Here is a 25,200-nt window from a genome sequence, read left to right as displayed (position 1 = left end):
TTCACTTTCATATTGCAAACACAGGCTTCGTTTCGAGATCGAACAATGTCCGCCGACCCGCTGAAGACGCTTTTTCATCCCTTTGAGGCCGAGGCTGTTCCTCTGCCTGGAAAGGGTAATCGCGCCCTGTTTCTTGGCGCTGAGCCGGGTTTTAGGCTGCCCGAAGGCTTCGAGGCAGCGCTTCACCTCGTGCAAGGCTTCCGACCGCATTTTCGCGCGCTGCAGGCTTCTGGCTTCGTCGTCACCGCGCAAGCGGAAGGCGACGGCTTCGATATGGCACTCGTGCTTGCCGGCCGGCATAGGGGCCTTAACGAAGTGCGCATCGCGCAGGCGCTTGAGCGCGTGGCGCCGGGCGGGCTGGTCATCGTNCCGGCATAGGGGCCTTAACGAAGTGCGCATCGCGCAGGCGCTTGAGCGCGTGGCGCCGGGCGGGCTGGTCATCGTTGCCGGCGGCAAGGATGATGGCATAGCCAGCCTGCGCAAGCGCGTTGACGAGCTTGTGCCGCTTGAGGACCATCTACCGAAATATCACGGCATCGCCTTCTGGTTACGCCGTCCTGCCGATCTGGCTGCTGCGGAAGAATTGCGCGCCGCGAACCCCGCCTTGCTGGTTGAAGGCCGGTTCCATACCGCGCCCGGCATGTTTTCCTTCGACCGGATCGATACCGGCTCGAGATTGCTGGTCGAAAACTTGCCCAATGATCTGCGTGGCAGCGTTGCCGATTTCTGCGCCGGCTGGGGCTATGTGGCGGCCGAGATCGCCGCCCGCTCACAAGGCCTGTCGGTGCTTGATCTCTACGAGGCCGAATTCGATGCGCTCGAAGCCGCGAAGCTCAATCTGGCAGGGGTGGTCAGCCAGTCGGTCGCCAGGAATTTTTTCTGGGTCGATCTGCTGAAGGAACCGGTCGAGAAGCGCTACGACGTGATTGCCATGAACCCGCCGTTTCACCGCAGCCGTGCAGCCGAGCCCGAGATCGGCGCCGGCATGATCCGCGCTGCAGCCAAGGCCTTGAAGCCGGGTGGGCGGTTGTTCATGGTCGCCAACCGCCAGCTTCCCTACGAGCCGATCCTGTCGGCTGCCTTTTCGAGCCATGTCGAGCTCGCCCGCGACGGCATGTTCAAGGTGCTTGCCGCCCGGCGTTGATACAAGGCGTAGCATTCAATGCAGATTGGCGACGCGTCGGACCTCGTCGGTGACATGCGCGTCGCCAATCCTGATCTTGAGTGGCGCCGGCCGGCCGAACAGGTAGCCCTGCACCACCTCGCAGCCGGCCGCCCGCAGCAGCGTCGCCTGGCTTTCGGTCTCGACGCCTTCGGCAATGATGCCGACGCCGAGCGCGCGCGAAAGGCCGACGATCGTCGAGACGACCGCGCCTGAGCTGGAATCCGTATCGAGGCGGCTGACGAAGGACCGGTCGATCTTCAGCTTGCCGAATGAGAAGTCGATCAGGTAACTCAAATTGGAATAGCCGGTGCCGAAATCGTCGACGGCGACCGAGATGCCCATGTCCGCAAGCTGCTTCAGGATGGCGGCGGCGCGGTCGCGATCCTGCATCATCGCCGTCTCGGTCACTTCCAGTTCCAGCCGCGACGGTTTGATGCCGGTGCTCGTCATGGTGTCGCGCACAGTGCCGACGAAGTCCTTGGTCATGAACTGCACGGGCGAGATGTTGACGGCGACGAAGCAGTCGTCGGGCAGATGCCGGGCGTCGCTGCAAGCCTTGCGCAGCACCCATTCGCCGATCGGGCCGATCATGCCGGTTTCCTCGGCGATTGGGATGAACTCCATCGGCGGGATCATGCCGCGTTCGGGGTGCCGCCAGCGGATCAGGGCTTCATAGCCGACGATGCGCCCGGTCGGGAGGTCGAGCTGCGGCTGGTAGTGAAGATCGAAGTCACCGCGCTCGAAGGCTGTATTCAGCTCGGATTCGATCCACTGGCGATGATCGGCGACCCTGCCCATTTCGGCATGGAAGACAGACCAGTTGCCGACGCCGCTGGCGCGAGCATTCTGCAGCGCCAGATTGGAGCGCCGCAGGATGAGGACGGGATCTACGCCGTCCTTTGGCATCGCCACGATGCCCACCGACAGGCTGACCGATTGCAGGTGAGTGCTGAGTTCATAGGGCTCCATCATCTCGTCGATGAGCCTCTCGATGGTGCTTTCCAGCGATCCGGACACCTGATTGTCGGGGAGTAGAACCGCGAATTCACCGGCGCCAATGCGTCCGATCAGTGCCCGCTGCGGCACGCACGTCGTCAAGCGCTTGGTGAAGGCGCGGATCAACTCATCGCCCTGACTGTAGCCGATGGCGTCGTTGATCTGCTTGAAACGATCTATGTCGATGTCGATGAGGAACATCGGCTCGCCGGTCCGGCTTGTCGCGCACGCAGCCTCGGCAATCTTGCCGACCATTGCCGGACGCGCCAAAAGGCCCGTCAGTTTGTCGAAATGGGTTTCCGTGAAGACGAAATCCGCCGATTCATCCACGCCGGCGAAGAAGGACATCGCGGCTGCCGACGCCGCCAGTGCGCAAAGCGCGGCCATCATCGCGACCATCATGTCCGCGGAGATGCCGGCAAAGCCTTCGCCGAGACCGAGCTTCAGGCCCCAGAGTCCGAGGACGAAACTGCCGAGACCCGAGCTCGCTATGGTGAGCAATCGGAACACCGGTGTTCGCTTCGGGTTGCTGACGGCCGACATTGAAAGATCCCCAGAGTACGGGGCTTTCTAGCGAATATCTCCTTAAAATGAGTTTCCGCCAATGCATCTAATTTTATTCGACCGAAAGTATTTCTTTAGAGGGTTAAAGCGCGTCGCGTTGAAACGGATTCCGCCGGCGCATCTTAAGCTTTTGTTTCATAAATATCGTTGTCCCAAGACCGCTGCGCACGCTTGGGCGAGATGCATTAGTCTCGTCCGCCGTCGGTCTGCTTCAATTCGTCCAGCGTCGGCATGGAAACGATGTGATAGCCGGAATCGACATAGTGGATTTCGCCGGTGACGCCCGAAGACAGACCCGACAGCAGATAAAGCGCGGAGCCGCCGACCTCGTCGATGGTCACCGTGCGGCGCAGCGGCGAGTTGCGCTGCTGATAGGAGAACATGTGGCGGGCGTCGGAAATGCCGGCGCCGGCAAGCGTGCGCACGGGTCCAGCCGATATGCCATTGACCCTGATGCCGCGTGGACCGTAATCGTTGGCAAGATAGCGCACACTGGCCTCCAGCCCTGCCTTGGCCACGCCCATGACATTGTAGTTCGGCATGACGCGGACCGACCCCGCGTAGGTCAGCGTGATCATCGATCCGCCGTCCTGCATCAGGGCGGCGGCATGGCGGGCGACCTCGGTGAAGGAGTAGCAGGAGATCACCATGGTACGGACGAAATTGTCCCGGCTGGTGTCGGCGTAGAGGCCTTTCAACTCGTTCTTGTCGGAAAAGCCGATGGCGTGGACGACGAAATCCAGCCCGCCCCATTCCTTGCCCAGGGTCTCGAACGTGGCGGCGACCGAAGCGCTGTCCTCGACGTCGCACGGCACCACCAGCGAGGCACCGAGCTTGTCCGCCAGCGGCTTGACCCGGCGCCCGAAGGCATCGCCCTGATAGGTGAAGGCGAGTTCCGCTCCATGTTCGGACAATTTCCGGGCGATGCCCCAGGCGATCGAATGATCGTTGGCGACACCCATGACAAGCCCGCGCTTGCCCTTCATCAATCCGTCCATGGCCGGCAAATCCTTATGCGGAATAGCGCTGGAAAACGAGCGTTGCGTTGGTGCCACCGAAGCCGAACGAATTTGACAAGACGGTGTCGATCCTGGCGTCGTCGATGCGCTTTCGCACGATCGGCATGCCCTCGAATTCGGGGTCGAGCGTCTCGATATGGGCGCTTTCGCCGATGAAACCGCCCTGCATCATCAGGATCGAATAGATGGATTCCTGCACGCCGGCTCCGCCGAGCGAATGGCCGGTCAGCGATTTTGTCGAGGTGATGTAGGGCATCTTCTCGCCGAACACCTCGCGGATCGCGCCCATTTCCTTGGAATCGCCCACCGGCGTCGATGTGCCATGGGTGTTGATGTAGTCGACCGGCGTGGAAACCGTGGCCAGCGCCTGGCGCATGCAGCGAACCGCGCCCTCGCCTGAAGGGGCAACCATGTCATAGCCGTCCGAGGTCGCGCCGTAGCCGACGATCTCGGCGTAGATCTTGGCGCCCCGCGCCTTGGCATGCTCAAGCTCTTCCAGCACCAGCACGCCCGCGCCGCCGGCGATGACGAAGCCGTCGCGATTGGCGTCATAGGCGCGCGAAGCGGTCGATGCCTTGTCGTTAAACTTCGACGACATGGCGCCCATGGCGTCGAACAGGTCCGACATCGTCCAGTCGAGATCCTCGTGGCCGCCGGCAAAGACTATGTCCTGTTTGCCCCATTGGATCAGTTCGTAGCCATTGCCGATGCAATGCGCCGAGGTCGAACAGGCCGAAGAGATCGAATAGTTGACGCCGTGGATCTTGAACCAGGTGGCAAGCGTTGCCGATGCGGTCGACGACATTGCCTTCGGCACCGCGAACGGACCGATACGCTTGGGACTGCCGTTCTTCAGCGTGGTCTCGGCCGCCTCGAAGATGGTGCGGGTGGATGGTCCGCCCGATCCCATGACGATGCCGGTGCGCTCATTGGTGATGTCGCTCTCTTCCAGGCCCGCATCCGCGATCGCCTGATCCATGGAGACGTGGTTCCAGGCTGCACCTTGGCTTAGGAAGCGCATCGCTCGGCGGTCGATCATGGCGGAAGGATCGAGCGTCGGCGCGCCCCAGACCTGGCACCGGAAGCCATGCTCGGCGAACGAATCGGAGAAACTGATGCCGGATCTGGCATCATGCAGCGAGGCTTGCACCTCGTTGGCATTGTTGCCGATCGACGACACGATGCCGAGGCCTGTGACAACGACACGTCTCATTCGCAACTCCTTCCAGGGATGCTGGCCAAGGGCCGGCTAGGAATTCTGGTCAGCCGACCGTCGGCTGTTTCGACAGACCGACCTTCAAATCCGTTGCCGCGTATATGGGCTCGCCATCCGCCTTTAGCCAGCCATCGGCGATGCCAAGCACCAGCCGGCCACGCATCACGCGCTTGAAGTCGATGCCGTACTCAACCTTCTTCACCGAGGGCGTGACCATGCCCTTGAATTTCACTTCACCGGTCGACAGCGCCATTCCCTTGCCGGGTTCGCCGAGCCAGCCAAGATAGAAGCCCGTCAATTGCCACATGGCATCGAGGCCGAGGCACCCCGGCATGATCGGATTGCCGATGAAATGGCAGGCAAAGAACCACAGGTCCGGCTTGATGTCGAATTCCGCGCGGATGAAACCCTTCTCGAAGGCGCCGCCCGTCTCGCTGATCTCGGTGATACGATCGAACATCAGCATGGGAGGATAGGGAAGCTGGGCATTGCCCGGTCCGAACAACTCGCCGCGGGCGCAAGCCAGCAATTCGTCGTACTCGTAGCTGGATTTACCCGTCATCAACCTCATCCCCATACCGTTCGGGCTATCGGGTGCCCTGTCGTTGGCTTCCTAACACAATCTGTTTCAGGCCGGAAACCGGCGTTTGCGCTTAACCTGCTCGTCTGCCTGGGTCAATGCGCGCTATTGATCGCATTCGGACGACAGAATATATGTCCTGAAAAGGTCCGGTGTCGGCAGAAGTTCATTATTTTGCCATTCTGGACGTGTCTTGGGGCGGAACTGTGGGGTTCGACGAGAAGATGAACCTGGACGGCCGGAAGGGAAATGTCGCTGTGGACAAGCGGGTCCGTGAAGCCGGGCTGAGGCCGACGCGTCAGCGCATTGCGCTGGCCGACCTGCTTTTCGCCAAGGGCGACCGTCATTTGTCGGCCGAGGAACTGCACGAGGAAGCGGTCGCCGCCGGCGTGCCGGTATCGCTGGCCACTGTCTACAACGCCCTTCATCAGTTCACCCAGTCGGGACTGTTGCGTATCCTCGCTGTCGAGGGCGCGAAGACCTATTTCGACACCAACACCTCCGACCATCACCATTTCTATATCGAAGGCGAAAACCGCATATTCGATATCGACAGCGGTCCGGTGACGGTCGCCAACCTGCCGGAGCCACCGGAAGGGATGGAGATCGCCAATGTTGACATCGTGGTGAGGCTGCGCCCCAAGCGCCGCGAAGGATCGGCAGGAGATTGAAATCGCTTGATCTGGCAATTCGGCTGGAATGGGCCATCGTTGCGGCAGCTGCCGTCGTTTTCTACGGCTCGACTGGCATGTCGTGGTGGCTCTTCGGGGTGCTTATCCTGGTGCCGGACTTATCGATGTTCGGCTATCTGGCGGGGCCGCGCGTCGGTGCCCTTGCCTATAACGCCCTGCATATCCCGATCGTACCAGTATTCTTGCTGCTGGCCGGGCACCTGTCCGGCAATGCGACCGTGATGGCGGTCGCATTGATCTGGATCGCCCACATCGCCATCGACCGTGCGCTGGGCTACGGCCTCAAGCTGTCGACCAGCTTTCAGGACACCCATCTCGGCCGCATCGGGCGCCAAACGACCACGGTCTGATACAGGCGACCAGACTGCGTGACTACTGAACCGGTCGCATGGATTGCCGGGTTTGCCTGCCAGCAGGATCACGCTCCTGACACGGCTGCGTTGCCGTCACCGTGATTTGCCGGGCCTACATATCTGATCCCGCGTCCTCGCGATGAGGTGGTCAGTTCTTGACCCGCTCGCCGGGGTAAGCGCCCCACACAATCGACTGGGCAAGCCAGCCGGTGTGGCCATCGAACGTCATTTCGCACCACTGGCCGTCGCAGGATTTGATCGTGCCCATGACGCCAGGCTCTACCATCGCGACCACTCGAGCGTCCTTGTCGGGGCTGTTGAGAAGGTTGATCTGAGCGCCCTTGCCGCGCTGCCACGGTGCGACTATTGCCGTGCGCCGGCCGGAAAGCAGCGACTGATTGATCCAGCCTTCCGAACCATCGGCATCGCGCACGCGGCGCCATGTGTCGAATTCCTGGATGATCTCCATCGGCAGGCCGGCCTTCATATACATCCAGTCGACCGAATAGTTGGCGCCGGGGCCGACGCGCGAGTTGACGCGGCCGGATTTCAGGCTGACGAATCGCGGCAGCGGCAAACCGCTCGGCCCGACCGTGACGACGCTCTGGGCAGGTGCTGCTGCACTCTGCGCCGCGGCAAGCGGAGAATAAAGCAAAGCGCCGAGAAGTGCTCCGCTGAGGGTCAGGCGAAACGACGCGAAACCAGACACTTTCATTCCTTTCGGCGCTTGCCTGGCGGCATCGGCGCCCCTTTTTCTTTGTCTTCGGCGGCACCGCTTGTTACATGGGGTAATCGGCACCGCGACCGGCTTTCAGTTTCGCCGGTCTTGGTTAAAGAGGTCTCAACGAGATCGGGGTACGAGGAAACAATGGCAGGCAAAAAGAAGCCTCTCGTCGTCATCACGCGAAAGCTGCCCGACCCGGTCGAGACCCGCATGCGCGAACTGTTCGACGCACGGCTGAATGTCGAGGACAGGCCGATGACGCAGCCGGAACTGGTTGCGGCGGTCAAGGAGGCCGACGTGCTGGTGCCGACGGTGACCGACCAGATCGACGCGGCACTGATCGCCCAGGCCGGCGACAACCTCAAGCTGATCGCCAATTTCGGCAATGGCGTCGACAAGATCGATGTCGAGGCCGCGGCCAAGAGGGGCATCACCGTCACCAACACGCCCAATGTGCTGACCGAGGACACCGCCGACATGACTATGGCGCTGATGCTGGCGTTGCCGCGGCGGCTGGCGGAAGGCGCCAACGTGCTCACCGGCGACAAGAAATGGGCCGGCTGGTCGCCGACCTGGATGCTTGGCCGACGCATTTGGGGCAAACGGCTGGGCATCGTCGGCATGGGGCGCATTGGCACGGCGGTTGCCAGGCGGGCCAAGGCGTTCGGCCTCTCGATCCACTACCATAACCGCCATCGCGTGCTGCCTGACGTCGAAGACGGGCTGGAGGCGACCTATTGGGAAAGCCTCGACCAGATGCTGGCCCGCATGGATATCATTTCGGTCAATTGCCCTTCGACGCCGGCGACCTTCCATCTGCTTTCGGCGCGGCGGCTGGCGCTGATGCAGCCCACGGCCTATATCGTCAACACCGCGCGCGGCGACATCATCGACGAGGAAGCGTTGGTCAGGCTCATCCAGGACGGCAAGATTGCCGGAGCCGGCCTCGATGTCTATGAGCACGAACCGGCTTTGAACAGCAAGCTGCTGAAACTCGCCGCCAAGCACAAGGTCGTGTTGTTGCCGCACATGGGCTCGGCGACGCTCGAAGGCCGCATCGATATGGGCGAAAAGGTCATCATCAACATACGCGCTTTCGTCGACGGCCACCGCCCGCCGGACCGCGTGCTGCCGCTCAGAACCTGAGGAAATCGAAACGCAGAATGAAAGACCTGGCTTACACAAGAACCTTGCGCATGGTGATCGAGGTCGGCTTGATATAGCCCTCATGCGCCGTCCGCTCGGTTTCGTGAAAGCCGAGTCGGGCAAAGGCTGCATGGTTTGCGGTCAGTTCGATCCGCGTCTGAAGCTCGAGTGCCGCCTTGCCGCGGCTTAGGGCAAGGTCTTCGACCGCCTGCATCAACCGCCGCCCAATACCTTGTCCCTGGCAGTCCGGCGCGACGGCGAGCTTACCGACATAGAGTTCCGCCATCTTTTCAAGGGCAAAGATACAGCCGACGATCCTGCCGTCCTTGAGTGCCGCGAAGCCGGTCTCCCGCCGCGCCTTGTCCCGCAGAGTATCGGCGCTCAGCAGGCGGGCAGAGGAGGGTGGGTCGATCACGTCGTCCATCGAGGCGAAGGCGCGCATGATTAGTGCGAGCACGTCGTCCCAACGGTCGAAATCGGCCGAAATCTGTGTGATGGAGACAGCTTCAGTCTGTTCCACGGGTTCAGTTTCTCTTGTAGCGGATCGTGTCGAAGCGCGCCGCCAGCCCATCATAGAGCAGCAGCCTGCCGACCAGTGGCTCACCGACGCCGGTGATCAGCTTGATCGCCTCCATTGCCTGCAGCGTGCCGACGACACCGGTCAGCGCTCCAAGCACGCCGGCTTCGGCACAGGACGGCACCAGCCCAGGCGGTGGCGCCTCGGGAAACAGGTCGCGGTAGCTCGGATTGGGCTTGCCGTCCTTGCCGTCTTCGAATGGCTTCAACACCGTCACCGAGCCATCGAAGCGCCCGACGGCGGCATGAACCAACGGTTTCCCAGCGCTCGCGCAGGCATCGGCCACCGCGTAGCGGGTTTCGAAATTGTCGGAACCGTCGACGACGATGTCATAGCCGGCGACGAGGGCAGGGGCATTGTCCGCGGTCAGCCGGTATGTGTGCGTTTCGACGCTGGTGTTGGGATTGATGCGGGCGATTGCCGCCTTGGCGCTGTCGGTTTTCAGCATGCCGACACTGTCCGTTCCGTGAATGACCTGACGTTGCAGGTTGGAGAGCGAAATGGTGTCGTCATCGACCACGCCGAGCGTGCCGACGCCGGCTGCGGCAAGATATTCAAGCACCGGCGCGCCCAGCCCGCCGGCGCCGATGACCAGCACTCGCGCCTGTTTCAGCCTCTGCTGGCCAACGCCGCCGATCTCGGGCAGCACGATGTGGCGGGCATAGCGTTCGATCTCGTCGGCGGTCAGGGCGGCAGGGGTCATCGCCGGATCATATAGCGGCTGCAAAATCCTGTCAGGGGCTTAATGCATGTCGCCCAAAAGTGTGGAGCGGTTTTGGGACAACGACATGCATAATCTCATGCACGTCGCCCAAAAGTGTGGAGCGGTTTTGGGACAGAGTTAGATCGTTGGCCCAACTGTGCCGTGGTCGACAGTCAGGAATTGCGCACGCCCCTTGAGACTGGAAAAAAACGCAGCATCGGTTCCGGTCATGAACACCTGGCAGTTCAATTCTTCAAGGATGGAAAACAGCGCCGCGCGCCGCCCGCCATCGAGATGCGCGGCGATCTCGTCGAGCAGCATGATAGGTGTCATGCCCGACATTTCGCCAGTTAGCCGAGCATGTGACAGCACGATGCCGACCAGCAGCGCCTTTTGCTCGCCTGTCGAACAGAGCTCGGCCGGCATCGCCTTGGGACGGTGCCGCACCACCAGATCCGAACGGTGTGGCCCTTCGAGCGTGCGCCCGGCGGCACAGTCGCGGTCGCGGCCGTCTGCAAGCGTCCGGCGGAAGCTCTCCTCGACATCGACTGCCGGTGTGCTGGAAACCGCGGCCTCCAGGTCTCCTGAAAGGCCGATATCGGCCTGCGGAAACGGCCCCGTGTCAGGCAACCTGTCGATCATCGCGGCGAGCAGCCGCACCATCTCGGCCCGCGCCGCGGCGATCGCCACCCCGGTTTCTGCCATCTGCGTCTCGATCGCGTCGAACCAGCGGTCGTCTCGAGACCCATCTGTAAGCAGACGGTTACGACTGCGCATCGCTTTCTCGTAGTCGATCGCACGTTGCCCGTGGCCGGGGTCGATCGCCAGCACCAGCCGGTCGAGAAAGCGCCGGCGATCCGCGGCCGGCCCGGTGAACAACGCGTCCATCGCCGGCGTCAGCCACACCACGCGCAGCCATTCCAGCATGTCCTCGGCCGAACGCGCCGAAGCTCCGTTGATGCGCACCCGCCTGCCGCCTTCGCCGGGGTTGTCGCCACCGGAAATGCCTGTTCCGATCTCGACCTGGCCGTCAGGCCCGTCGAGCCGTACATGCAGGGCAAAACCGCCGTCGCCGCCCTCGCGAGCGACGTCAGCGTAAGGGGCGCGGCGCAAGCCACGCCCAGGTGTCAGAAGGGAGATCGCTTCGAGGAGATTGGTCTTGCCGGCACCGTTGTCGCCGGAAAAAACCACGGCGCCCGGCGCCAGATCGATCGTCAGCGTCGCGTAATTGCGAAAGTTAGTAAGTGTAAGCTTACTTATGTGGGTCTGTGCCGGCAACCGCTATCCGCCTGTAGAGCGTTCATCGTTTCACGGAAACGCCGAACCGCTCTATCTCTTTGTTTCGACGCAATTCCGGACGGAAAGCCGTTTCACACCTTTCCTGGAACTGCTCTGGAAATCGCCGCAACCATCATTCTCGTAGCCGGTCCCGGCTGCAGAGCCGGGCTGATGACTCGGCTCAGGCTACACTCGCATCGGCATCAGCACATAGAGTGCAGTTTCGTCGGCCATGTCGTGGATCAGCGTCGGCGAACCGGCGTCGGCCAGCATGAACTTGGCCTCCGTGCCGGTCAGTTGCGCGGCAACGTCGAGCAGATACTTGGCATTGAAGCCGATTTCGATCGGATCGGACGAATAGTCTGCGGCCAGTTCCTCGGTGGCGCTGCCTGAATCCGGATTGTTGACCGCAAGCGTCACCTGACCCTCGCTGATCGAAAGCTTCACCGCGCGGCCGCGCTCGGAAGAGATGGTCGACACGCGATCGACCGCGGCGGCAAAACTCTGGCGGTCGATGATCAGCTTCTTGTCGTTGCCGGTCGGAATGACCCGCTGATAATCGGGGAAGGTGCCGTCTATCAGCTTCGAGGTCAAAATTACGCTGCCGATGGTGAAGCGGATCTTGGTGTCCGACAGTTCAGTGGTCACCGCGACATCCGGATCGTCCACCAGCTTCTGTAGCTCGCTCACCGTCTTGCGTGGAATGATGATGCCCGGCATGCCCTCGGAACCCGCCGGCGCGTCGATCTCGGCGCGCGCCAGGCGGTGGCCGTCGGTCGCCACGGAACGAAGCTTCAGCTTGCCGCCGACCTCATGCGTGTGCAGGTAGATGCCGTTCAGGTAATAGCGTGTCTCTTCGGTCGAGATGGCGAACTGGGTCTTCTCGATCAGGCCTTTCAAGCCAACCGACTCGAGACGGAAAATATGCGAGAACGATCCGGCCGAAAGCTCCGGGAAGTCGGATTGTGGCAGGCACTGAAGGCGGAAGCTCGATCGGCCTGACGTTACCGTCATGGCATTGCCGTCCTCGTCCGTCTTCAGCATCACCTCGGCGCCATCGGCGAGCTTGCGCACGATGTCGTAGAGCAGATGTGCCGGAACCGTCGTCGCCCCGCCGCGCTCCACTTTGGCGGGCGTCGCTTCCGTCACTTCGAGGTCGAGGTCGGTCGCCTTCATTTCAAGGCTGGCGCCTTCGGCGCTGAGCAGCACGTTGGACAGGATCGGTATGGTGTTGCGCCGCTCGACCACACGGTGGACGTGGTTGAGCGACTTCAGGAGATTTGACCGTTCCAGGATAACACGCATGACGAAACAAGCTCGCTTGAATGAATGACGGGGTCACCAGTAAGCGGCACCCCGCGAAAGGTCTGAACAGGCTCAGAATCTGCGTAGACTGACAGGAAAAAATCAGCGAACGCAAGCCCGCGCGACCGGTTCGGGCCGGCTACGCGGGCTTTCTGGGGATAAAGCGTGCCAAGTCCGCGCGCCAGTGTCGCAAAACCGAAATCCGGGTCGATTCCAGGCGGCGCCACGAGCCCGTTCCGGGCGCGGGCCGCACTGGCAAGCCATTGAATTCCGGCGTTGTTCCGGTTCGCCCCTTTCCGATCAGGCCTGATCGTTGATCAACCGCCTCAACAACTCGAGTTCCTGCGCCAGCGTGTTGTCGTTGCCAGAAAGGTCCTCGATCTTGCGCACGGCATGCAGCACCGTCGTGTGATCGCGGCCGCCGAAACGCCGTCCGATCTCGGGCAGCGAGCGCGGCGTCATCACCTTCGACAGGTACATGGCGACCTGCCGCGGCTTGACGATGGTGCGCGTGCGCCGGTTGGACAGCAATTCGGTCTTCGACACATTATAGTGGCGCGCGACGATGCGCTGGATGTCCTCGATGCGGACCCGCTTCGGTTCGCCGGTGCGATAGATGTGGCCGAGGATTTCGTCGATGCGGTCGATGGTGATCTGCGGCTCGAAGGATTGACGGAACAGCAGCTGGTTGAAGGCGCCTTCCAGTTCACGTCCGCTGCCGGTCACGGTACGGGCAACGTGATTGAGGATCTCTTCCGAAATGTTCAGCGACCCGTCATCGACCCTGGCGGTGGCAAGGCGCAATTTGAGCATGCCAAGGCGCATGGCGAAATCGGGCGCCGACATTTCAAGCGCGACGCCGCCATTGAGGCGCGAGCGGACCCGCGGCTCAAGCGATTCCAGTTCCGACGGCGGCCGGTCGGCGGCAACGACGACCTGCTTGGCGCTGTCGAGCAACATGTTGATCAGGTGGCAGAACTCATGCTGGATGGACTTGCCCTGCAGGAATTGCATGTCATCGATGATGAGCAGGTCGATGTCGCGCAACTGCTCTTTGAGCGTCAGCGCGTTGTTGTCGCGGATTGCGGTGGCAAAGCGCCACATGAAATACTCGGCCGTGAGATAGACGACGCGCGACTTTGGATTCTGCTTCAGCGATTCCGCCGCGATAGCCTGCAGCAGATGTGTCTTGCCGAGACCGACGGTTGCGTGAAGGAAAAGTGGGTTGAAGCGCACCGCGCTCGATTGCGATTCCGCCACTGCCTTGGCGGCGGCGAAGGCCACCCGGTTCGACGGTCCCTCGATGAAGGAGCCGAATGTGTAGCGAGGATCAAGCGGTGACCCCAGCACATTGTGCCGGAATTCGCTCTCGACCGGTGTGCCCGGACGCGGGACCGGTGCACGCTCTGTCCGGCCGGGGCTGACGGTGCCGGCGGCGAGCGCAGTCTGCGTCTGGCGGGTCATCTTGCGTGCCGGCACCACCTCCGCCTCGGCCTGGCTACGGCCCTGGCGGGTCGCCGTGCGCACGACGATGTCGATCTTGAGGAGACCCGGATCCTCCTGCTTCCACAGCTCTGAGATGAGGTCGAGGTAATGTCCGTTGATCCATGAGCGCAGGAATGCCGTGGGCACCGAGATGCGGACAATGCCCTTGGAAGCTTCCGCGACCTTCATGCGGCCAAACCAGCTAGAATAAACTTCGGTTCCCAGACGCGCCTTCAACTGGGCTTTCACCCGGTCGAATTTCTGTTCCGCGTCATTGGGGACCGCCATGTCGCTTGCTCCGATCAAAGTTCCAGGAAATGGGAGGTCGCCCGCAAGCTCCCTTTCGATGCCGCTCTGCATGATCTTTTCCTTGTCCTTCCGTACCTGTTTTCCACCGGGGATGCGCCTCCTGCATCCGGTTCCGGCGACTGCGTCTTTGCTACGATGTCCGCTGCCGCCGCCGGCAGATGAACGTCGCCCACTATCAGCGGGAACCGGTGCCGGCCCATGGAAGCCAGTCCGCGTTGGGTATGTCAGGGCAACACAACACCGTCCGGCGAAAAGAGCGCCGGCCGCCGTCTACCTGCCATGTCTAGTTACGCCAGTCCCCTACCGTATCGAAAAAAGACAAGCCAAATCGGTCCGCGGACTTGATCCGCGTTGCAAATCCCGCCAATTTAAGCTGGCCGATTCAGGCTGGGTTTAAGGTCCAGAGCCCGTCCCTTTCGATGGATCGACATTACCGAAATCGCTGTGGATAGGGCAAGGCCACGTCTAACGGATTTTTAAGGAATCTGGTTACTGGAGGCGAGTTCGAGTGGCGTACCGCAACGGCACATTTTAACAAAGCCATTGTGATTCAAACCCTTTTCCGGCGAATATGAAAAACCGGGTGCTGAGAGAAATATTCTGAAATAATTCACTTGACAGCCACTTGTCCCCCATCGCTCCGGCTCGATGTGGACAAGCTGTGGATCACCGCCGGTAAATGTATGAAAATTAAAGACTATTTCTGGTAGCTAAGAATCTCTAAGTCGGCCGATTTCAAGCATGCTGACCAAGTGCAGGCATGCATACGCCGGCAAAGTATTCCCAATGGACAAATCCGCATAGAACGTCGTTTTCGGACATTCTTTTTAAGTGCTTGCCGGCAAACGAAAAAACCCGGCGCAAACGGCCGGGTTCGAAGAACATCAGTCTAGGCAAGTAATGTTAGGCTGACAGGACTTTGACCCGTTGAGCCAGTCGCGACACCTTGCGGGACGCCGTGTTCTTGTGGATCACGCCCTTGGTTGCGGCGCGCATCAATTCCGGCTCCGCGATCTTGAACGCAGCCTGCGCGGCGGCCTTGTCACCGGAGGCAAGCGCCTCTTCGACCTGGCGGATATAGGTACGCACGCGCGAGCGGCGGTTCTTGTTGATCGCTGCGCGGCGTACGATCTTGCGCGTTGCCTTTTTGGCCGAGGATGTATTGGCCATGATGCCTCTCTTCTGATCTGGTAGGCGCATGCGGGATGCCGCAGGGCGCAAAAAACAAACGGGCAGCCACGGGGCCGCCTCGGTTGGTGCGGCTTATAGTTCAGCTTTTCCGGCGCGTCAACGCTGCCCGGCCTTCTTTTTGGCGGCCAACAGCCAACTTCTTTCCAGCCAAAGGATTGGCGTCAGCGGTTGGTGAAATTCGGCTTCCGCTTCTCGGCGAAAGCCGCCATGCCTTCCTTCTGATCGTCCAGTGCAAACAGCGAGTGAAACAGTCGGCGCTCGAACCGCAAGCCCTCGGCAAGCGTCGTCTCGAAGGAGCGGTTGACAGCCTCCTTTGCCATCATCACCGATGGCAGCGAGAAACTGGCGATCTTGGCGGCCGCCTTCAGCGCCTCATCGACAAGATCGGCGGCGGGCACGACCCGCGACACGAGGCCCGAACGCTCCGCCTCGGCGGCATCCATCATCCGTCCCGTCAGGCACATGTCCATCGCCTTTGCCTTGCCGACGAAGCGGGTCAGCCGCTGCGATCCACCCATGCCTGGGATGACGCCGAGCGTGATTTCGGGCTGGCCGAACTTTGCCGTGTCGGCGGCAATGATGAAATCGCACATCATCGCCAACTCGCAGCCGCCACCGAGTGCATAGCCGGCGACCGCCGCGATAACAGGCTTTCGCGCCCGCGTAAGTTCCTCCCAGCCGACGAAGAAGTCTTGGGCGTAGGCGTCCGCATAAGAGATAGACTGCATCTCCTTGATGTCGGCGCCGGCGGCGAAAGCCTTTTCGGAACCGGTGATGACCATGGCGCCGATACCGGCATCGGCACTGAAGCCGTTCACGGCTGCGACCACTTCGGTCAGGATCTGCGAATTCAACGCATTGAGCGCCTGCGGCCGGTTCAGCCTGATCAGTCCGACCTTGCCATGCGTTTCGGTGATGATCGCTTCATAGGTCATGGCTGCTTCTCCTTGCTCGCGCTCGTCTAACTCACCGCTGACATGTCCGGCAATAGAACGTCGATCGGCCGCTCTGCACGATCCGTTCGATGTGGCCGCTGCAACCGGGCTTCGAACAGGCCTCTCCTTCGCGATCGTAGACCGCGAAGGAATGCTGGAAATAGCCCAGTGACCCATCGGTCTGCATATAGTCACGCAGTGAGGACCCACCCGCAGCGATCGCATCTGATATCACCGAGCGAATTGCCTGGGCGAGTTGTTCGCTTTGAGCATGGCCTTTCTTTCCCGGTTTGGCGATCGTGCCCGCCTCGCGCAGCGGCGATAGGCCGGCGCGCCACAGCGCCTCGGAGACATAGATGTTGCCGAGCCCGGCGATCAGTCGCTGGTCGAGAAGCGCTGCCTTCAGTGGTGATCGCCGCCCTTTCATCAACGAGGCAAGCAGTACGCCGTCCAATGTGTTGCCCGTTGGCTCAACGCCGAGCCCGGCCAGCATCGGGTGAACGTCCGGCGATCCTTCCGCAAACAACATGAAACCGAAGCGGCGTGGGTCGTTGAAGATCACGCGGGATCGGACGCCCGCCGGAGATACGACATGGAAGACGACGTGGTCGTGATTGGAACTCTTCGAGCGGTCATGCTGGAAGATGCCAGGCATGTCGCTGCCGTCCGTCGTCTCGATGCGGAATGAGCCCGACATGCCGAGATGGCAGATCAGCACCGGACCGCCTTCCAGGTCCATCGTCAGATATTTGGCCCGGCGGCCGAGGGCCGTGATCGTCTTGCCGGTCAGCCGCTGCGAGAACTTCTCGGGAAATGGAAAGCGCAAATCCGGTCGGCGCGCCTCGACACGGGCAATGGTGGCGCCTTCCAGGACCGGCTGCAGTCCACGCCGGACGGTTTCGACCTCCGGCAATTCAGGCATGGCCGCCAATCGCCGTATAGAAGGAAGTGCCGTAACGGCCGTGCGCCAGCCCAAGATGCTCGGCCACCGTTTCACCGATGTCGGCGAATGTCGTTCTCAGCCCGATGTCGCCGCCCTTGAAACCCGGTCCGGTGCCGATCACCGGAATGCGCTCACGCGTATGATCGGTACCGCGCCAGGTCGGATCGTTGCCGTGATCGGCCGTCAGGATGAGAAGATCGCCCTGCCGCAGCCGTGCAAAAGCCTCCGGCAGTCGCCGGTCGAACGCTTCGAGCGCGGCAGCATAGCCCGCAACATCGCGGCGATGGCCGAATTCGGTGTCGAAGTCGACGAAATTGGCGAAGATGAGATCACCGTTGCCGGCATCATCTATCGCGCCCAGCGCCTCGTTGAACATCGCCATGTTGCCCGCCGCCTTGCGCTCTTGCGAAATTCCGCGATGGGCGAAGATGTCGCCGATCTTGCCGATGGCGATGACACGGCTACCACGCGCCGTCAGCCGGTCGAGCAGCGTCGGCTCCGGCGGTGGCACGGCGTAGTCATGGCGGTTGTACGTTCGCTCGAAAGTGGCGGCGGTTTCGCCGATGAAAGGCCGCGCGATAACCCGTCCGATCCGCAGTGGGTCGACCAGCCTGCGCACCACCTTGCAGAATTCATAAAGCCGCTCGAGGCCGAAATGGACTTCATGCGCGGCGATCTGCAGCACCGAGTCGACAGACGTATAGCAGATCGGCATGCCGGTACGGATGTGCTCCTCGCCAAGCCGCTCGATGATCTGGGTGCCCGGCGCATTACAATTGCCGAGAATGCCCGGCACCTTGCCTTCGCGGATCATCGCCTCGGTCAGTTCGGCCGGAAAGGCGGGAACCGTATCCGGGAAATAGCCCCAGTCGAAGCGCACCGGCAGGCCGGCGATTTCCCAATGGCCCGACGGTGTGTCCTTGCCGCTTGAAACCTCCTGCGCGGCGCCGTGGAAGGCAGTGGCGAGCAGATCTGTCCCGCTACTGGCAAAGCCCAGTCCCGTCGCGGTTTCGGCAGCCTTGCCAAGCCCGAGCGAGGCCATGTGGGGGACAAACAGCGGTCCACTGCGAAGCCCTTCGCGATCCGCGCGGCCTTCTGCGCAGGCCTCGGTGATGTGCGCGAATGTGTTGGCGCCGGCATCGCCGTATCGATCGGCGTCNGGCGTCGGCGGCGCCACCGATGCCGAAGGAGTCCAGAACGAAGAGGAAAGCGCGCGCCATCGAGTTGTTGCCAGTTTGAACGACCAGACATAGGGTTCCGCGACTTCATTGGCAATTCGGAAACCAAACGGCAACGGCCAGGCGTGATGGTCCAGTGATGTCGCCCAAAGCTGCGCAGCGGTTGGGCAACGACAGGCATAAACAAGGAGTGCATGTCGCAACGGTGCGTCGGATGGGCATGGGTCTAGAAAAACAGACGGCGGTTTTGTCATGAGCGTTGCGCTGAAGGCGACTGCCGCTCTCATGCTGGTGCAGGCCACGCTCTGGTCCAATCCGGCACATGCCGACTGGCGCGACGATATCGGCACGTTTCGCATCGGCATCGTTGCCGAGCCAGGCGCCGGCAATACCGTTCCGGGGCTGGCTGTGTTGACTGACGCCTACACCAAGGCTCTGGGCATGAAGGTCGAGTTTGTAGTTGCCCGCGACTATGCCGCGCTGATCGAGGCGCAGGCCAATGCCCGCATCGAATACGCGATCTATTCGGCGACCGCCTATGCGACGGCCTCGCAGCGCTGCTTATGTATCGAGCCACTTGTGGCTGCGGTCGATTCCGACGGCGCGACCGGTATCCGCTCCGTTCTGCTGACCCGGGACGGCAAGCTGCCCAATCTGGCGGCGATGGAGAGCCATCGCATCGCCATTGCGCCTTCTGACAGTGTCGGCGGTTCTCTCTTGCCACTGGTGGCGTTGGCCGAAGAAGGCCGCAAGGTCGCGGAAGATGCACCGTTTCTGGTCCGCGCCGACTCGGCTGCGGCAGCCGAAACGATGCTGATCGATGGCAGGGCCGATGGTCTGTTCGGCTGGGTGACGGCCGCGGCCGACGGCCAGCCGGAAGCATCGGGCACGCAGGCAAGGCTCGAAGCGGCAGGCCTTTCAGCGGCGGAACTTCGGGTCGTATGGACGTCTGGCCTGCTAAGATATGGTCCCCACGCGGTGCGCAGCGATCTCGACCCTGAAGCCAAGCGACGGCTCACCGTGTTCCTCACCAACCTCAGGTCGACGACTCCGGACATTTACCACCTCCTGGAACCGAAACATTCCGGTGGCTTCGCTGCCGTTGCCCCAAAGGACTACGAGATGGCCGCTTCTATTGTGCGCTTCGTCTCGGGCAGAAGTCAGCAGCAGTAGCGCAATTCCAAAACGGAAAATCTGCGTAACGGCTTCTCACCTGCAATCGCGGTGGATTAAGAGCCGGAGCGGTTCTGCAAACTGCCTGGCCGTCATGGTTCAACAGTCGCTGCAAGTAACCGCCACGCTTCTGCGGGGACGCAGATAATAGGTTTCGCCCATCGTTATGTTGCTGAAAGCCGAGGTCAATCCGAGCTTTTGCTGGTCGCTCGCCGTCCAGGCGATGACCGGGATGTAGCCAAGATTGCTTTCGGCGCGGATGAGGAAGGTGTTGGCGACCTTGAGCGATGCTGGAACCGTGGTCTCCGTGGTCGCGGCGGCGCCGGGGCCGGCGACGCCTGCGACCAACTTGCGTGACCATACCACCGATGCCTTCGTCCCGTCGGCCGAGACCTGTATTGCCGTTATGGTGATGCTCGGGTTCGAGCGGTTGTAGGGTTGAAGGGTGACGGAGCCGATCTTCATGATGCCGTCGATGTCGGCCTTGAGGACGCTTGTCTGCTGGGTGACGAGATCGGCCACCATGCTGCCGATACGACTGACCTTCTTGCTGGTCTCGATGGCCTGTGACGCCTCCATTGTCAGGAAATACATGATCAGCAGAATAGGCATGATCAAGGCGAATTCGACTGCCGCGATGCCGCGGCGATCGGACCAGAATCGACTTGCTTTCCGCCAAATTCCCGTAATCCCAAGATGTGCCCCCGCACGCATCATGCCCATTGCCTTTTTTCTTCTTGCTGCTCGTGCATCCGCCTCGAACTCAGTTGTCGAACGGCTCGTTCTGCCAGGTTACCGATGCGAAATGCAGCGTCTTGTTGCCGCCCATCGACTGCGCCAACAGGTCGGTCATAATAGGCCATTTGTAAAAGACCCGAAGCATGTTCCGCGACCCCGCCGCCCCCCCCGTAACGACAAAGTCCTGCTCGGCGGTGCCGTTCGTCAGCTTGACGTCGTTGTCCTTGATCTTGAAGCCGGCCAAGGCCGCGTCTGCAAATGTCGCATATTGACGGAGATCCACCAGCAGCTGATTGGGACAATCCTGCGATACCATGATCTCCAGTTTTGTGCAGATCGTGGTCGTCAAACTGTCTTTGGTGACGTCGGCCGCCTTCAACTGGCCAGTGCGCAATTGGCGCGCGACATCATCGGTGATGTTGGCCATCACTTCCTGGCTGGCGAACGAGATGCAGCTTTCCAGAATGGCAAAGACAAGCAGCGCGAACGGGACTGAAAGGATTGCGAATTCGATTGCCGTGGCGCCGCGCCGGTCGCGAAAAAAACGGCCGAAAAACGCTGGGCGTCTCGCCTTGTGTTCGCCTGCGGAGCCGAATTCCATGCTCATGTCTGATCCTGCCGGTGTCTTTGCGGTCTCGGAAGGAGCATTAGCGCGAACCGATTGAAGTCCGGTTTGGATGATCGTTAAAGTCAGCGTTGGCTTCTTAACCAGCCGATAACCTGAACGGCATTCAGCTGCACCATCCTAATGACTGACACTCATTTCAGCTTCGGAGGACTTCTCCGCATCGCTCTTGTAGGAGCTTTCGCAATAGGGCGTGCAGGACATTGTCTGGATTTCGGCGCGCCTATAGATACGCACAGATGAGGCAGCCTGCCGCATGACGGTAACCTGCTCGTCGACGATTGGGCTGCCATCCGCATCGAGCACGACCAGATTGGTGACGCCGAAGCCTTTGCCGGTCAGCACGATCGTCGAGGCATCCTGCACGGAAGCGTCGGCGATTGCCGGGTTGCCGACCACTATTGTGTCGGCGGGGCGCGACAGTTTGACGATCTTGGCCTGGTTCATCGTGACCTCGATGCCGGCGCCGGCCATGACTGGCGCGACGAAGGTTGTGGCGGCAAGAAGCGCGGCAATCACGATTGACGATCTCGGCTGGGCCATTGAGGCGCTCCACGCAAGCAGACTGATCAACGGAACATGAACGAGATTGGTGAACCAACGGTTAAGCATACGGTGCTGCCAATGGTGTCATGGTCGGCAAGGGTCCCCCGAGGCATGGTCCGGGTCGGGCCGCAAGGCTGCCAAATCCTGGACTGGAAGGTTCGGCGGCACTTTAGCCCGAAGTTAACCACGCAATATGTTCGAACCGGGAAAGGAATCGGTAAGGCTGTTTATTAAGCCGATCGAAAGAGCTTCTCCCTAGATTGGCAGCATCCGATCGACCATCACAGAAGTTGACGGAAGTGCTGTAACACGTGGAGTAGGAGCTCTCGAATGTCTAATCTCATCGCACGTTTTGTGAAGGACGAATCCGGCGCGACCGCTATCGAATATGGTCTGATCGCCGCTCTCATCGCGCTCGCCATCATCACTGGCGCCGGCGCGCTCGGCAATTCGCTCAACGCTAAGTTCACCGCCATCGGAACCACCTTGAACACCGCGCCGAGCGGCAGCTGATCGGCCTTGTCGCCGAGCACTTGGATTGCGTTCTGGAAAAGGGCTGCCACGTGGCGGCCCTTTTTCCATGCCGCTGCCAATCAACATTAGTCGTCTTTTCGTTCCGGGCCTCATCAATCGTTAATCGAACATGCCTAGATTGAGGCCCGTGATTTCGGACAATAGGCATAGCGCCGATGCTTGAAGCCCTGATCTTCGTCGTCTTTCCGTTCTGCATGCTGTTTGCCGCGATCTCCGACATGCTGTCGATGACGATCGCCAATCGCGTGCCGGTGCTGCTCGTCGTTGTGTTCGCGCTGGTTGCGCCTCTGACGGGTATGGACTGGGCGGCCTATGGCGGACATTTCGCCGCCGGCGCCCTGGTCCTTGCAGTGACGTTTGGCTTGTTTGCGATGGGCGGGATGGGCGGCGGCGACGCCAAGCTTCTGGCAGCCACCGCGATGTGGATGGGTCTCAACGTCAATCTCGTCGAGTATCTTGTGGCCTCGACAATCATCGGCGGCCTGCTGACGCTCGCGATCATCATCTACCGGAAGTCGTTGCTTGCGACCGTTACCGGCCAGAATCCGTTTCTGCGCCATTTCGCCGACGAGGCAAAGGGCGTTCCCTACGGCGTCGCGCTAGGCCTTGGCGGGTTGCTGACCTATCCGGATTCGCCCTTGATGGTATGGGCGCTCACAAGGCTGGCGGCCTGAGCACGATTTTTTTTATTACCTGCCTGCGTTGCCGCAACCGGCTCGAAACAGGGCCGGCCCGGCCATTTTGGCCGGTCAGGGCGCGATCCGGCTAATTTATGTAAACCTTAAATTAATCACGATCGTAAGCATTACATTAACCTTGTTTTGACGATTGCCGCTGCAAAGTCCGGCTTGGCTACGTGGTTTGCCAGGGCAAGGGTTCGGACAGATGCCAGCATCGCGATTGATAATTCTGAGCGTGGCGGTGGCCGCGGCGGGTGGTGCGGGCTATGTCGCGAAAAACATGGTGGCACCGCCGCCCCAGGTCGTCGTCGAATCCGGCCCTCAGGCCCCTGCGGTGGCTCTGCAGGATGTGCTTGTGCTTTCGGGCGACGTTCCGATGGGCAGCCCGATCGAAAGCAACATCGCCTGGCAATCCTGGCCCGCCGACGGCGTCAATGCGAATTTCATCACCCGCGCCGCCGAGCCCGAGGCGTTGGAGAAGCTGAAGAGTTCCGTTGCCCGTGTGGCGATGTATGCCGGAGAGCCTCTGCGGCGTTCCAAGCTGATCGGCGAGGGGCAGAGCTTCATGTCGTCGATCCTGCCTTCCGGCATGCGGGCGGTCGCCACGGCTATCTCGGCCGACACGTCGGCCGGCGGCTTCATTCTTCCGAACGATTTCGTCGATGTCATCATGACCCGCAGGGCCGATGCCAGCGCCGCTGGCGCCGGTTTCAACACCGAGACCATCCTCAAGAACATCCGCGTCCTGGCCATCGACCAGACCATTCAGGAGGATGAGGAAGGCAAGAAAACCAGGGTGGGCCAGACGGCCACGCTGGAACTGACGCCCAAGCAGGCAGAGATCATCACTGTCGCCCAACAAATGGCCGATCGCTTGACCCTGGCACTGCGGGCAGTCGCGGACACGCAGGAAAAGAATCTGGGTGAGGCCGACTATCTCGTTTCCGGCAATGGCCGCAGGGGAACGGTGAGGCTGATCAAGTCGGGCGAAGTTTCCGAGGTAGGGGCAAGGAAATGAGGCTAAGTGGTAAACTGCCGGCAATTGTAGCCGCGGCATTCGGCCTGCTGCTCGCCGGAACGAATGTGCAAGGCAGCGTTGTCGAGGCAAAGAACGCTCAGGTCACGGCATCGACGGCCACCCAGCGCGTCAAGCTCGGTCTCAACAAGTCGGTGGTCATCGATTTGCCGAGCGATGCCTATGACATTCTCGTCGCCAACCCGGCGGTGGCCGATGCGGTGACCCGCACCGCAAGGCGCATCTACTTGTTCGGCAAAGCAGTCGGCGAGACGAACATCTTTGTCTTTGGCCCGAATGGCGAGCAGATCGTCAGTCTGGATCTGGCCGTCGAACGCGACGTTGCCGGCCTTGAGGATTATATCAGGCGCTTCCTCCCAACGTCGGCCATCAAGGTGGAACTGCTCAATGACAACGTCGTCCTGACCGGAACGGTCGATACGCCGCTGGACGCAAAACGCGCGGTCGACCTGGCGACGATCTTCGTTTCGGGCGGTGAAGCGACGACGGGCCAATATTCGCAGACGGCGGCCGGCGGTTCGGCCCAGAGCGGTGTCGACATCAACAATCCGGACCAGGAGCGCCGCACCAGCAAGATCGTGAACCTGCTCCAGATCATCGGCGACGATCAGGTCACGCTGAAGGTGACGGTGGCCGAAGTCAGCCGTTCGGTGATGAAGCAGCTCGGCGTCAACATGGTCGGCAGCGGTGGCAGCAACGGCATCAGCTACGGCGCGATCAGCGATAATTTCATGGGTCTCGGCAAGCAGCTGTCGAACTCGGGCTTTCAGATCGGCGCGTCGGGGCTGCAGGCTTATGTCAACGCCATGGAGCAGTCCGGGGTCATGAAGACCTTGGCGGAGCCGACCCTGACCGCGGTTTCCGGCGAGAAGGCGACCTTCAAGGTCGGTGGTGAATACAACATGGTGTCAAACGTCGACCAGAAGGTATCCACCGACAACCAGACTGGGTTGAAGACCTACACTGTCGAAAAGATCGAGTACGGCATCGGCCTGGAATTCCAGCCGGTGGTGTTGTCTCCCGGCCGCATAAGCCTGAAAGTCCGAACCTCCGTTTCCGAACCAACAACCGAGGGATCCGTATCGTTGTCCGAAGGCGTGACGAGCGCCGGCATGAACGCCCTTTCGCTTCGCAAGCGTCTCGCCGACACCACGGTGGAACTGCCATCTGGTGGCTCCATGATGATCGCCGGCCTGGTTCGCGACGATGTCAGGCAAGCCGTCAACGGCTTGCCCGGGTTGACAAAAATCCCGGTGCTCGGCGCGCTCTTCCGCAGCAGGGATTTCGTGCGCAACGAGACCGAACTCGTCATCATCATCACGCCCTATCTGGTGAAACCGGTCGCACGCAACGACCTTGCCAAGCCAGACGACAATTTCAACGCCGCCAGCGACGGCGCCGCCATGTTCCTCGGCCGCGTCAATCGCGTCTACGGCACCATGCAGACCGACAAGCCCAACGGCCGCTACCACGGCGTCGTCGGCTTCATCTACAAGTAAGCGGGGAAGC

24 protein-coding genes and 3 pseudogenes are annotated in these 25,200 nt (G+C 61.2%); 9 read left to right on the top strand and 18 right to left on the bottom strand.

The features are described from left to right. The first annotated feature begins 45 nt into the window (after positions 1-45). A pseudogene (locus tag X744_RS01000000169370) lies at positions 46-1,144 on the top strand (class I SAM-dependent methyltransferase). Positions 1,145-1,159: 15 nt separating this feature from the next. Here X744_RS01000000169370 and X744_RS162025 read toward each other — a convergent pair. From X744_RS162025 to fabA, 4 genes are all read right to left on the bottom strand, one after another. Next, positions 1,160-2,704: a bifunctional diguanylate cyclase/phosphodiesterase gene (locus X744_RS162025; protein ID WP_023758109.1), complete on the bottom strand. Its 1,545-nt coding sequence runs from the start codon at positions 2,702-2,704 to the stop codon at positions 1,160-1,162. Between the two features lie 206 nt (positions 2,705-2,910). After that, complete coding sequence (fabI, locus tag X744_RS162030; RefSeq protein WP_023758108.1) at positions 2,911-3,723, bottom strand: enoyl-ACP reductase FabI; 813 nt, start codon at positions 3,721-3,723, stop codon at positions 2,911-2,913. A gap of 13 nt (positions 3,724-3,736) precedes the next feature. Beyond that, positions 3,737-4,957 carry a beta-ketoacyl-ACP synthase I gene (gene fabB, locus X744_RS162035; RefSeq protein WP_023758107.1) on the bottom strand — a complete coding sequence of 407 codons (1,221 nt, stop codon included), beginning with the start codon at positions 4,955-4,957 and terminating at the stop codon, positions 3,737-3,739. A gap of 49 nt (positions 4,958-5,006) precedes the next feature. Further along, positions 5,007-5,522 (bottom strand): 3-hydroxyacyl-[acyl-carrier-protein] dehydratase FabA, encoded by a 516-nt coding sequence (fabA, locus tag X744_RS162040; protein WP_023758106.1) that lies wholly within the window; start codon positions 5,520-5,522, stop codon positions 5,007-5,009. Positions 5,523-5,764: 242 nt separating this feature from the next. Here fabA and irrA point away from each other — a divergent pair, with 242 nt between their 5' ends. Further along, entirely contained in the window at positions 5,765-6,211 is a 447-nt protein-coding gene (gene irrA, locus X744_RS162045) for an iron response transcriptional regulator IrrA (RefSeq protein ID WP_031259787.1), read from the top strand. Next, positions 6,208-6,582: a DUF4260 domain-containing protein gene (locus X744_RS162050; protein WP_023758104.1), complete on the top strand. Its 375-nt coding sequence runs from the start codon at positions 6,208-6,210 to the stop codon at positions 6,580-6,582. Before irrA ends, X744_RS162050 begins: the two co-directional genes overlap by 4 nt. Before the next feature lie 151 nt (positions 6,583-6,733). Here the strand turns inward: X744_RS162050 and X744_RS162055 are convergent, their stop codons facing one another. Continuing rightward, complete coding sequence (locus X744_RS162055) at positions 6,734-7,294, bottom strand: SH3 domain-containing protein (protein ID WP_023758103.1); 561 nt, start codon at positions 7,292-7,294, stop codon at positions 6,734-6,736. A 159-nt stretch (positions 7,295-7,453) separates the two neighbouring features. Between X744_RS162055 and X744_RS162060 the strand changes: the two genes are divergently transcribed. After that, positions 7,454-8,455, top strand: coding sequence for a D-glycerate dehydrogenase (locus tag X744_RS162060; protein ID WP_023758102.1), 1,002 nt, complete (start codon positions 7,454-7,456; stop codon positions 8,453-8,455). Positions 8,456-8,486: 31 nt separating this feature from the next. Here X744_RS162060 and X744_RS162065 read toward each other — a convergent pair whose 3' ends face one another. The 9 genes and pseudogenes from X744_RS162065 to X744_RS01000000169365 all read right to left on the bottom strand — a co-directional run bounded on the left by X744_RS162065 (position 8,487) and on the right by X744_RS01000000169365 (position 18,401). After that, complete coding sequence (locus X744_RS162065; RefSeq protein WP_023758101.1) at positions 8,487-8,975, bottom strand: GNAT family N-acetyltransferase; 489 nt, start codon at positions 8,973-8,975, stop codon at positions 8,487-8,489. 4 nt (positions 8,976-8,979) lie between these two features. Beyond that, entirely contained in the window at positions 8,980-9,735 is a 756-nt protein-coding gene (locus tag X744_RS162070) for a molybdopterin-synthase adenylyltransferase MoeB (RefSeq protein WP_023758100.1), read from the bottom strand. 138 nt (positions 9,736-9,873) lie between these two features. Then, positions 9,874-11,013, bottom strand: coding sequence for a DNA replication/repair protein RecF (gene recF / locus X744_RS162075; protein ID WP_023758099.1), 1,140 nt, complete (start codon positions 11,011-11,013; stop codon positions 9,874-9,876). A gap of 186 nt (positions 11,014-11,199) precedes the next feature. After that, a complete protein-coding gene (dnaN, locus tag X744_RS162080; protein ID WP_023758098.1) occupies positions 11,200-12,318 on the bottom strand; it encodes a DNA polymerase III subunit beta in 1,119 nt (372 codons plus the stop codon). 300 nt (positions 12,319-12,618) lie between these two features. Further along, positions 12,619-14,091 carry a chromosomal replication initiator protein DnaA gene (dnaA, locus tag X744_RS162085; RefSeq protein ID WP_023758097.1) on the bottom strand — a complete coding sequence of 491 codons (1,473 nt, stop codon included), beginning with the start codon at positions 14,089-14,091 and terminating at the stop codon, positions 12,619-12,621. A gap of 924 nt (positions 14,092-15,015) precedes the next feature. Beyond that, a complete protein-coding gene (rpsT, locus tag X744_RS162090; protein WP_013533694.1) occupies positions 15,016-15,282 on the bottom strand; it encodes a 30S ribosomal protein S20 in 267 nt (88 codons plus the stop codon). Between the two features lie 182 nt (positions 15,283-15,464). Further along, entirely contained in the window at positions 15,465-16,238 is a 774-nt protein-coding gene (locus tag X744_RS162095) for an enoyl-CoA hydratase (RefSeq protein WP_023758096.1), read from the bottom strand. 31 nt (positions 16,239-16,269) lie between these two features. Then, positions 16,270-17,160 carry a bifunctional DNA-formamidopyrimidine glycosylase/DNA-(apurinic or apyrimidinic site) lyase gene (mutM, locus tag X744_RS162100; protein ID WP_023758095.1) on the bottom strand — a complete coding sequence of 297 codons (891 nt, stop codon included), beginning with the start codon at positions 17,158-17,160 and terminating at the stop codon, positions 16,270-16,272. Further along, positions 17,153-18,401, bottom strand: a pseudogene (locus tag X744_RS01000000169365) (phosphopentomutase). The gene mutM and the pseudogene X744_RS01000000169365 overlap by 8 nt, the downstream one beginning before the upstream one ends. A 210-nt stretch (positions 18,402-18,611) precedes the next feature. On the opposite strand from X744_RS01000000169365, the gene X744_RS162105 reads away from it, so the two are divergent. Beyond that, a complete protein-coding gene (locus X744_RS162105) occupies positions 18,612-19,532 on the top strand; it encodes a phosphate/phosphite/phosphonate ABC transporter substrate-binding protein (protein WP_023758094.1) in 921 nt (306 codons plus the stop codon). 99 nt (positions 19,533-19,631) lie between these two features. Here the strand turns inward: X744_RS162105 and X744_RS162110 are convergent, their stop codons facing one another. From X744_RS162110 to X744_RS162120, 4 genes and pseudogenes are all read right to left on the bottom strand, one after another. Beyond that, on the bottom strand, positions 19,632-20,249 hold the full coding sequence (locus X744_RS162110; RefSeq protein ID WP_023758093.1) for a TadE/TadG family type IV pilus assembly protein: 618 nt from the start codon (positions 20,247-20,249) through the stop codon (positions 19,632-19,634). Positions 20,250-20,295: 46 nt separating this feature from the next. Next, positions 20,296-20,697 (bottom strand): pilus assembly protein, encoded by a 402-nt coding sequence (locus tag X744_RS162115; RefSeq protein ID WP_348626150.1) that lies wholly within the window; start codon positions 20,695-20,697, stop codon positions 20,296-20,298. A gap of 30 nt (positions 20,698-20,727) precedes the next feature. Beyond that, positions 20,728-20,871, bottom strand: a pseudogene (locus tag X744_RS1000000176195) (pilus assembly protein); the annotation flags it as partial. A 144-nt stretch (positions 20,872-21,015) separates the two neighbouring features. Then, positions 21,016-21,438, bottom strand: coding sequence for a pilus assembly protein N-terminal domain-containing protein (locus tag X744_RS162120; protein WP_023758091.1), 423 nt, complete (start codon positions 21,436-21,438; stop codon positions 21,016-21,018). A 333-nt stretch (positions 21,439-21,771) separates the two neighbouring features. On the opposite strand from X744_RS162120, the gene X744_RS162125 reads away from it, so the two are divergent. The 4 genes from X744_RS162125 (at position 21,772) to X744_RS162140 (ending at position 25,190) form a co-directional block, all read left to right on the top strand. Then, positions 21,772-21,954, top strand: a complete 183-nt coding sequence (locus tag X744_RS162125) for a Flp family type IVb pilin (protein WP_023758090.1) — start codon at positions 21,772-21,774, stop codon at positions 21,952-21,954. 176 nt (positions 21,955-22,130) lie between these two features. Next, positions 22,131-22,649, top strand: a complete 519-nt coding sequence (locus X744_RS162130; protein ID WP_023758089.1) for a prepilin peptidase — start codon at positions 22,131-22,133, stop codon at positions 22,647-22,649. A 211-nt stretch (positions 22,650-22,860) separates the two neighbouring features. Continuing rightward, complete coding sequence (cpaB, locus tag X744_RS162135) at positions 22,861-23,673, top strand: Flp pilus assembly protein CpaB (RefSeq protein WP_023758088.1); 813 nt, start codon at positions 22,861-22,863, stop codon at positions 23,671-23,673. Further along, a complete protein-coding gene (locus X744_RS162140; RefSeq protein WP_023758087.1) occupies positions 23,670-25,190 on the top strand; it encodes a type II and III secretion system protein family protein in 1,521 nt (506 codons plus the stop codon). Before cpaB ends, X744_RS162140 begins: the two co-directional genes overlap by 4 nt. Positions 25,191-25,200 lie beyond the last annotated feature (10 nt).

Source organism: Mesorhizobium sp. LNHC252B00, from assembly GCF_000502955.1.
Lineage (GTDB): Bacteria > Pseudomonadota > Alphaproteobacteria > Rhizobiales > Rhizobiaceae > Mesorhizobium.
This window is presented reverse-complemented; position numbering and strand designations above follow the sequence as displayed.

What these genes read in the sequence shown, in the direction of transcription:
- X744_RS162060 (WP_023758102.1), top strand. Translation starts at nt 7,454, where the DNA reads ATGGCAGGCAAAAAGAAGCCTCTCGTCGTCATCACGCGAAAGCTGCCC.
- dnaA (WP_023758097.1), bottom strand. Translation starts at nt 14,091, where the DNA reads ATGGCGGTCCCCAATGACGCGGAACAGAAATTCGACCGGGTGAAAGCC.
- X744_RS162120 (WP_023758091.1), bottom strand. Translation starts at nt 21,438, where the DNA reads ATGGCCCAGCCGAGATCGTCAATCGTGATTGCCGCGCTTCTTGCCGCC.
- cpaB (WP_023758088.1), top strand. Translation starts at nt 22,861, where the DNA reads ATGCCAGCATCGCGATTGATAATTCTGAGCGTGGCGGTGGCCGCGGCG.
- X744_RS162070 (WP_023758100.1), bottom strand. Translation starts at nt 9,735, where the DNA reads ATGACCCCTGCCGCCCTGACCGCCGACGAGATCGAACGCTATGCCCGC.
- X744_RS162125 (WP_023758090.1), top strand. Translation starts at nt 21,772, where the DNA reads ATGTCTAATCTCATCGCACGTTTTGTGAAGGACGAATCCGGCGCGACC.
- fabI (WP_023758108.1), bottom strand. Translation starts at nt 3,723, where the DNA reads ATGGACGGATTGATGAAGGGCAAGCGCGGGCTTGTCATGGGTGTCGCC.
- X744_RS162095 (WP_023758096.1), bottom strand. Translation starts at nt 16,238, where the DNA reads ATGACCTATGAAGCGATCATCACCGAAACGCATGGCAAGGTCGGACTG.
- irrA (WP_031259787.1), top strand. Translation starts at nt 5,765, where the DNA reads ATGAACCTGGACGGCCGGAAGGGAAATGTCGCTGTGGACAAGCGGGTC.
- X744_RS162115 (WP_348626150.1), bottom strand. Translation starts at nt 20,697, where the DNA reads ATGGCCAACATCACCGATGATGTCGCGCGCCAATTGCGCACTGGCCAG.
- X744_RS162140 (WP_023758087.1), top strand. Translation starts at nt 23,670, where the DNA reads ATGAGGCTAAGTGGTAAACTGCCGGCAATTGTAGCCGCGGCATTCGGC.
- X744_RS162105 (WP_023758094.1), top strand. Translation starts at nt 18,612, where the DNA reads ATGAGCGTTGCGCTGAAGGCGACTGCCGCTCTCATGCTGGTGCAGGCC.
- fabB (WP_023758107.1), bottom strand. Translation starts at nt 4,957, where the DNA reads ATGAGACGTGTCGTTGTCACAGGCCTCGGCATCGTGTCGTCGATCGGC.
- fabA (WP_023758106.1), bottom strand. Translation starts at nt 5,522, where the DNA reads ATGACGGGTAAATCCAGCTACGAGTACGACGAATTGCTGGCTTGCGCC.
- X744_RS162130 (WP_023758089.1), top strand. Translation starts at nt 22,131, where the DNA reads ATGCTTGAAGCCCTGATCTTCGTCGTCTTTCCGTTCTGCATGCTGTTT.
- dnaN (WP_023758098.1), bottom strand. Translation starts at nt 12,318, where the DNA reads ATGCGTGTTATCCTGGAACGGTCAAATCTCCTGAAGTCGCTCAACCAC.
- X744_RS162110 (WP_023758093.1), bottom strand. Translation starts at nt 20,249, where the DNA reads ATGATGCGTGCGGGGGCACATCTTGGGATTACGGGAATTTGGCGGAAA.
- mutM (WP_023758095.1), bottom strand. Translation starts at nt 17,160, where the DNA reads ATGCCTGAATTGCCGGAGGTCGAAACCGTCCGGCGTGGACTGCAGCCG.
- rpsT (WP_013533694.1), bottom strand. Translation starts at nt 15,282, where the DNA reads ATGGCCAATACATCCTCGGCCAAAAAGGCAACGCGCAAGATCGTACGC.
- X744_RS162025 (WP_023758109.1), bottom strand. Translation starts at nt 2,704, where the DNA reads ATGTCGGCCGTCAGCAACCCGAAGCGAACACCGGTGTTCCGATTGCTC.